The 7741-nt window shown below is 34.7% G+C and carries 7 protein-coding genes and 1 riboswitch; of the genes, 5 read left to right on the top strand and 2 right to left on the bottom strand.

From position 1 onward, the window contains the following. Window positions 1-487: 487 nt before the first annotated feature. The 4 genes from V7127_RS17780 (at window position 488) to V7127_RS17765 (ending at window position 3300) form a co-directional block, all read left to right on the top strand. Window positions 488-1681 (top strand): PDZ domain-containing protein, encoded by a 1194-nt coding sequence (locus V7127_RS17780; protein WP_335488322.1) that lies wholly within the window; start codon window positions 488-490, stop codon window positions 1679-1681. A gap of 425 nt (window positions 1682-2106) precedes the next feature. Continuing rightward, window positions 2107-2190, top strand: a riboswitch (cyclic di-GMP riboswitch). A 149-nt stretch (window positions 2191-2339) separates the two neighbouring features. Further along, a complete protein-coding gene (locus tag V7127_RS17775) occupies window positions 2340-2561 on the top strand; it encodes a hypothetical protein (RefSeq protein ID WP_335355496.1) in 222 nt (73 codons plus the stop codon). A 144-nt stretch (window positions 2562-2705) separates the two neighbouring features. Then, window positions 2706-2918, top strand: coding sequence for a DUF2187 family protein (locus V7127_RS17770; RefSeq protein WP_335488319.1), 213 nt, complete (start codon window positions 2706-2708; stop codon window positions 2916-2918). Window positions 2919-3027: 109 nt separating this feature from the next. Continuing rightward, window positions 3028-3300 carry an HU family DNA-binding protein gene (locus V7127_RS17765; protein WP_335488316.1) on the top strand — a complete coding sequence of 91 codons (273 nt, stop codon included), beginning with the start codon at window positions 3028-3030 and terminating at the stop codon, window positions 3298-3300. Window positions 3301-3718: 418 nt separating this feature from the next. Here V7127_RS17765 and V7127_RS17760 read toward each other — a convergent pair whose 3' ends face one another. Together V7127_RS17760 and V7127_RS17755 are read right to left on the bottom strand one after the other, a co-directional pair. Continuing rightward, a complete protein-coding gene (locus V7127_RS17760; protein ID WP_335346104.1) occupies window positions 3719-4960 on the bottom strand; it encodes a polysaccharide deacetylase family protein in 1242 nt (413 codons plus the stop codon). 45 nt (window positions 4961-5005) lie between these two features. Continuing rightward, entirely contained in the window at window positions 5006-5755 is a 750-nt protein-coding gene (locus V7127_RS17755) for a hypothetical protein (protein ID WP_335488313.1), read from the bottom strand. Window positions 5756-6296: 541 nt separating this feature from the next. On the opposite strand from V7127_RS17755, the gene V7127_RS17750 reads away from it, so the two are divergent. Then, a complete protein-coding gene (locus V7127_RS17750; RefSeq protein ID WP_335488334.1) occupies window positions 6297-7664 on the top strand; it encodes a sigma-54 interaction domain-containing protein in 1368 nt (455 codons plus the stop codon). The last annotated feature ends 77 nt before the right edge of the window (window positions 7665-7741 follow it).

Below are 7741 nucleotides of genomic sequence, written 5' to 3'. Positions count from 1 at the left end.
TGAAAAGTCCGTCCAGCTCAGCTGCAAGGACATTTTGAGAGCCTTTGCCGCATGAAAAGTCCGTCCAGCTGTGCTGCAAGGACATTTTGAGAGCCACAGCCAGTTGAAAAGTCCATCCAGCTTTTCTGCATGGACAATTTGAGAGCTTCAGCCAGTTGAAAAGTCCGTCCGGCTTTCTTGCAAGGACATTTGGAGAGCTTCAGCCACATGAAAAGTCCGTCCAGCTTTTTGCGGCAAGGACTTTTCTAAATAGATCCGCCCAATCCCCTAAATTTATTAAATAAAATTACTCACCAGATTCGCTTTTCAAAAATATAGCAATAGGCTTTAAGAGGACATTTTGATAGAATATAGAGTAATAGGTTAATTTAGTAATTTTTTTAACTAATAAGTTCATTTCATTCCTATATTTCGGATGAGATGCATTCACAAATGATTATTTACATACTTTCTGCAAGTATTTTTCTAATAGAGGTAGGTGGCAAAGTTGGCTCTGGAATGGCTTTTTGAAATATTGAAGGGGATGGGTAAGCTTTTTCTTCACCCTGTTTTCTATTTTCTTTTCTTTATGGCTGCGGTATTGGGCGTTTCTCGGGTGAAGCGGGAGAGAAGGAATTTCCATGTTCGCGCGGAGAATGCCTATTTTGAGCTGAGGCAGCTGCTCCCGTTGGGCATTTTAGCTGGACTGGGGCTGTCACTCGTGTCGATTGTAGCAGGACTTGTAATTCCGATGGAAACAATCCTATTTACGGCGATCCTAACGATCGTTTGGAGCTTAACGACTAAAGTACGCTGGATGTCGCCGGCCTATACGCTTGGCTTTGCTTTTTTTGTGACTATTTTTGCGGCAGAACTCCCATGGAAGCTGCCGGCGTTTTTAACTTCCATAACGGATTCAGAACAGACGATTTTTCCATCGATTGCTGCTCTGCTTGCGCTTCTTTTGATCGGGGAAGGCATCCTTATTTCCAGGAATGGCAGAAAGGGGTCATCACCTAAGCTGATCAATAGCAAACGCGGTCAGAGGGTTGGCATTCATGAGGTGAAGCGACTCTGGATGCTGCCGATGTTTCTTCTCGTTCCGGGAGATGTACTGCAGCCCCCTTTTGAATGGTGGCCAGTATTTACGTTCGGCGGCAGCACGTATTCTCTTATTTTCGTACCGTTTGCTATTGGCTTTTTCCAGCAGATTCAGGGCAAGCTGCCAGCTGTTGCTGTGAAAGAAGTCGGTGGAAGGGTAATCGCTCTTGGCATATTTATTGCGCTTGCATCCATTTCAGGCTACTGGTATCCGCTTGCTTCCATTGCGGTGGTAGCGCTTGCGATTATTGGACGTGAAATGATTACGTTAAGACAGAGAATAGTGGAGGAGAATCTCCCATTCTATTTTTCAAAAAGAAATCATGGTGTTCTTGTCCTTGGGATAATCCCCGGATCCCCAGCCAACAATATGGCTTTACAGGTTGGAGAACTCATAACGAAGGTAAACGGTTTAGCTGTCCATGACCGAAATAGCTTCTATCAGGCACTCTTGAAAAACCGTGCCCATTGTAAGCTGGAGGTGTTCGATGTGAATGGTCAAATCCGCTTTGCGCAAAGGGCCTTATATGAAGGGGACCACCATGAGCTTGGGATTCTCTTTGTGCAGGATGATAAGAAAAAGGGCAGTGAGGCGGTATAATAATGTGATTTTTCATAATTCGTGAGAATCATTCGGCTATTCTTTAACAAAAAGGATAGCTTTTTTACGTTAGTTAATAAATAAAATTTTGATTCTGATTTATTCAAAAGAGGTGAACGGGGGCAATAAACAAAAACAAAGATGTTTAGTTTTTTGACTTACCTTTATTTTATCAATAATCTTTATTGTTGATATTCAATTCAGTATGTCTTTAATTGCTAGGTTAAAGGTAGTTTTCAGACATACCTTACAAGACAAAAATTTAATTAAATAATAAAATTCTCATACATCACTTTTCGAAAGGACTTTGGTATCATTTTATTAATATTCTAAATGGTAAAAAACTACTATTTTTGTAAAAACATGTTGGAAAATGACGAATTTTATTGGAAATTACATGCTAAAGTATTATTATAAAAGTATCAGTTTGATAAAGGCAAACTTATTGAAAGATAAGGACGCAAAGCCACGAGTCTAAGGTGATTAGCTATGATAGTCGGGTTACCAAATGATTGGATACTGTTACCTATGATAGTATAGCCTTTATCATACAAGTCCACCAATCTTTTTGGTGGGCTTTTTTTGAGATAGTTTTGGCGAAGCTTGACTATCTGAGTAAATGGAAAAAATAAAAAAGGAGGTGGAATGTTAATTGACTGTGTTATTTGGTACAGTTGAATACTTTGAAAGAGAAATTTACAACTATCTGAATGAGAATCAATTAAAAGAATTAAGTGAAGACTTCCTATATGGCATTACTTCAAAACTAAAAAAAGAATTATTATATGATTTTGTTTGCGATGAAAGAATTCGGTTAGAATGTTTAGAAAATCTTAAATATGCAATTAGTAAGATAACACAAAGTAAGGAAGCGATCTGAGTTTAGATAATTTTAGAAAGGTGGTTTTTTTTAAGTATCATATCTTTTTAATGTTGATTTTATTCATCTAAACAGAATAATCTTCCTTATAGTCAATAGAAATCAGCCATTTGAATAATATTAATAGGAGCGTAATAACAGAAAATGCAAAAAGAAAAGAGTGAATTTTCTGGTAAAAAGAGAGCAATTGCAGGGGATGCTATCCTTTTTGAAAGAAGAAGTAATACATATAAAGGTAGAGTGTTTCTTGTTAGGACTAATAGTGTATTAGTCGAAATTTCAAGTAAGGATGCAAAAGCTTTAGGATACGAAATGCCAAATACAGTTGTTCGGCATGGGAAATATATTCTAGTTTGAGTTTAAAAATCAAATGATTATCTAATTTGTTTATACTTTAATAGAAAAAAAGAAGAAAATATGATTGTTTTTTATTCCTAAATATATAAAAAATTTGAGGTGTATAAGAATGAATAAAACAGAATTAGTAAAAGTTGTTTCAACACAAGCTGAATTGACACAAAAGGATACTTCAAAGGCAGTTGATGCGTTATTTGATACGATTTCAAACACACTTGCTGAAGGAGGAAAAATCCAATTAATTGGATTTGGAACGTTTGAAGTACGTGAACGTTCAGCTAGAAAAGGTCGTAATCCACAAACCGGTGAAGAAATAGAAATTGCTGCTTCTAAAGTTCCGGCCTTTAAACCGGGTAAGGAATTAAAAGAAGCGGTTAAATAAATATTTATTTTTAAAATAGTTTAAATACTCTGGATTAGTTAGTCTCCAGAGTATTTTTTATTTTAATGCATAATTATTTCTAGTTCTGTTTTTCTAAACAACTTTATTGTCACTCAACACTATTTGGCAGTCTCAGCATTCTACAGTCCGGCTTTTTTATCTAATTCTTTAAAAAGCTTATCACTATTATTTGTGCATCGATAATGGTAGAGCTTTTTAGAGTATGTACAAAACGATAAAACATTTCTTGATTTGAAGTTTCTAATAGTAGCATATATTTGGTTTCATGGCAGCGAAGAATAAATGAGGTTTTTTAATAGCATATCGTAACCTAAAAACAAAGATCCTATAGAACGAAGTAATTCATCGATCTATAGGATCTGCTTTTTATTTTTTGGAAAAATTATCTTGAGATCATTTACTGTAAATTTATGATTTTTAGATTCTGTTCCTGCAAGTGCTCAATTATTTTGGGTAAAGCATCAATGACAGCTTGAGATTCGTGCAAAAGGATTATTGATCCAGATGCTTCCGTGTTACGAATAAAATTATATATTTTATCTGTATCACGAGTTTTCCAATCTTTCGGATCCCTATTCCAAAGTATCATTTTGTTTTGGTAATTATGCACTGTATCTTTTGTCTGTTCATTAAACGCCCCATAAGGTGGTCTGAAGAGGACTACTTTTTCATTCGTAATTTCCTCTATTGCTTTAGTACCTTGAATAAATTCATCTTCTTGTTTTTCATAAGAAAGATCAGACAATTTTAAATGATTCATAGAATGACTACCAATCGAATATTTATTTGATTGAACATATTGAACGTAGTCAGGATGTTTTTTTGCATTAGTTCCTATAAAGAAAAAAGTACCACCAACCTTGTATTTCTTTAATATATCAACGATCTCCACTGTATATTTAGAAGGGCCATCATCGAATGTAAGGGACACATAGCCTTCTGGAATGCTGTATGTTATGGAGTCATCTAGTTTAATATAAGGAAGACTAGATTGCGTGGATTCATCTTTTACTAATTTTGTAGCTGGTGTAACAACGTTTTTTTTATTTATTAAATTGACTTCGGCAGTTTTAGCTTCTGCAATTGGAATAGTGATATTTTTGATGGTAGGCGTATTTACATACGAGTGATTTGAATATCCAAACAGTATGGAAAAAATAGCACCAATCATGGCAACACTGACCCATTTAAGCGGAATCTTGTATCCTTTTGAAATCAATTCTTCATTTTGCTTATTTTTCTGTTCAATTGTTTTTTCATCAATTGCTGATAGATTAGTAGATAAAAATGGTAGTTTTTTAAAATCGTTAACATTTTGTGTGTTTTTAATAGAATCTAAATTGTTTTTGTAATCCATTGAACAAGCAAAATAAATTCGGTCACTTTTATCACGGTATGTTCTTGTAATAAAACTTATGTATTGCTTTTTGATTGTGTCTAATGTTGTATGTAATGATAATCTGTATTTATGTTTTTTATCAAATTCAGATATTGTCATTAAATTCTTTGCAGTATCACTGTCAACTTCCCAAAACAGTACATCTTCTTGCTCAAAGGATAACTTTATGCGTAAATATGATTTTTCGTTACTCTTTTCAATAGATACTAGTTCAAGTACTTTTCCGTGGTAGACTGCCATGGTTGCACTTCCTTCTCTAGTTGTAATTAACTAACTTCTAGCTGTTTATTCCGATTGTGATAGATTAGAAGCAGTTGCCTTTGTTGAGAAAGAGAAGGACATTTTCTCGGTAAAATCATTAATGGTTTGCATTAACTGAGCCTTATCATCTACAAGTTTTTGATATTGTTCAGTATATTTTTGATTTTCTATTTCTAGGTTTCTAATTTTATCTTCAAGCTCATTGATTTTTAACATACTTTGATATTGAGCATTCGTTGATTCTTCATTAAGTTTGTTGTATTTAGCCGTTTCGGTTTCAAGTTGATTTGAGATCTTTTCATACTCCATGTTTGATGTAAGCTGATATTCCTTATAATCCTCAAGGAGCTGATCATACCTCATTTGTTTGTTAGTTAGGTTATTTTCTAAATCACGAATTTCCTTATTCTTTTCTTGTAAAAGTTGGTCTTTCTTAATTTGATCATGCTTAAAACGATTAATCGTTTCATTTGCTGTAAATAATTGATCCTCAAGCCCTTTGTATTTATAAAACTGCAATTGGCGTTCCTTAAGCATGTTTTCTATAGAAACAATTACATCCAATGCTATTTTATCCTGGTCATCCTTTGAAAATAAGTTGTTATTACTATTTAAAACTGGCTGCTCGTACTCTTTAATAGTATTAGCCGACTCATCTACAATCATATCAGTTACGACTTCTTGCTGTTCTGCACTAATTTTCTCCGATTGGTTTTGATAAGAAAGTACCCCTTTAAACCAACTAATTCCTTTTTTATCTATTTCACTAGCCAAAATCTCATCTCCTATTTTTGTATATTTAAGATCAAAGACCTATCTATACTAAATATTAACATACAAAAAATACTATAAAATATTAAAAAAGGCCCAATTTTATAATATCTATGTCGAAAGATGTAATCTATTGGATAATTAGTTGTTTAATAAAAAGGTTGTTTTATTTCCTGTAGTGAAAAAGCATTGATTAGGGGAGGAGAGGGGGGGATAACAATATTATAGAAATGGGCAGTATAGTTAGATGTGACTCAACTTCAAATAGTAAAGGAATCTAATTGAAATTGTATTAATTATCATAAATTATGAAAAAATGCTAGTAATTATATTTGTCTCTATTGGATGCCATTCTCACTAATTATGGAAAATCACAAATCACCTGGCCTTGTGGAAATGTAAACAATGGGAATCGGTATCAGTCGGTTCTCATATTTTTTTGCTAATAGCTAGGGCAAGCTATAAAAAATATTGTCTTCGTTCAAAGTGTCTGTATACTGTTTATATATTATATTGCTTTTCGATGGGAGGGATAAATGTGAATATGGATGTACCCAATTTGAAGCATTTATCTGATTTTGACAATGTTCTTGTTGTTGATAAAACGGGGAAAACGATTTTTTATGATTTAGCAGACTTGCATATTTTGAAGAAGCTTGGTCAAAAGCCAGAGGAGTTTCTTGGAAAAAACATTACGTCTTTTTATAAAAATTTGACTGTTGAAAATAGCACGATTATGAATGTGTTAAGAACAGGGGAAGCTTTATGTGAAGTTGAGCAGCAAATGATCACGAAAACGGGGAGTACGTTCGTATCGAAAAGCTCTACATATCCGATTAAGCAGGATAACACAGTAATTGGGGCTATCGAGTTTTCAAAGCATTTTTTTACGAAAGAAGATATTCAATTTCTTGATCAGTATGCTGGGCATAAAATATATCGAAAAAATAATACCATTTATACAATTGATGATATTGTGACGGTTAATCCGCAGATGAAGGCTGTTAAAAATAAGATTGAAAAAGTAGCGAAAACGGACTCTACGGTCTTAATTTATGGGCATACCGGTACAGGGAAAGAGGTCGTGGCCCAGTCCATACATAATTTGAGTGAGCGATTTGGCAAGCCGTTTATTTCATTCAACTGTGGAGCGATCCCGGCGAACCTGATGGAAAGCACGTTATTTGGCACAACGAAGGGCAGCTTTACTGGCTCGGAGGATATGCCTGGTCTGTTTGAACAGGCAGAAGGGGGCACGCTGTTTTTAGATGAAATTAACTCGCTTGATATTAATCTTCAGGTGAAGCTGCTAAAAGCGATTGAGGAAAAGACGATACGCCGGATTGGCGGCAAGAAAAATATTCAATTAGATATAAGAGTGCTGTCCGCGACCAATGAGGATCCGGATATTCTCGTTGCTGAAAAGCGATTAAGACAGGATTTATTTTTTCGTTTAGGGGTCGTGCAAATCAATCTGCCAAAGCTCTCAGTCAGACCTGATGACATTGAAGTACTACTACAATATTATTTGAAATTTTACACCAACAATATGAATATATATGTGGAAGGCATAACGGAGGAAGCACTTGAATGTTTTAAACGATACAGCTGGCCGGGAAATATTAGAGAGCTGAAGAACGCGGTGGAGAACGCCTTTAACAACGTGAGTTCAAATCTCATTACCATCGATGATATTCCTGATCGAATTAGAAATTATTCCGAAAAAGAAGCAAAAGTGAACGTTAGTCATACGAAGATGCTGCCGTTGAAGGATGCAGTTGAAAGCTATGAAAAAACAATCATCATGAATGAACTGCATGAAACGAACGGAAAAATAGCAGAAACAGCGAGGCGTTTAGGGCTTTCCAAGCAATCTTTAAAATACAAATTGGACAAGTATCAATTAAGGTAATAGTAAAGATTTTTTTACGGAGGGGGAGAAAATTTTCCCCCTCTTTTTTTGTCCATTAATGAAACCAATGATGCTGG

The organism is Bacillus sp. JJ1773 (assembly GCF_036962035.1).
Taxonomy (GTDB): Bacteria; Bacillota; Bacilli; order Bacillales; family Cytobacillaceae; genus Cytobacillus.
This window is presented reverse-complemented; position numbering and strand designations above follow the sequence as displayed.

Bases quoted from the DNA above. Each gene is read 5' to 3' on its own strand.
- V7127_RS17770 (WP_335488319.1), top strand. From the start codon at position 2,706: ATGCAAAAAGAAAAGAGTGAATTTTCTGGTAAAAAGAGAGCAATTGCA.
- V7127_RS17765 (WP_335488316.1), top strand. From the start codon at position 3,028: ATGAATAAAACAGAATTAGTAAAAGTTGTTTCAACACAAGCTGAATTG.
- V7127_RS17760 (WP_335346104.1), bottom strand. From the start codon at position 4,960: ATGGCAGTCTACCACGGAAAAGTACTTGAACTAGTATCTATTGAAAAG.
- V7127_RS17750 (WP_335488334.1), top strand. From the start codon at position 6,297: ATGGATGTACCCAATTTGAAGCATTTATCTGATTTTGACAATGTTCTT.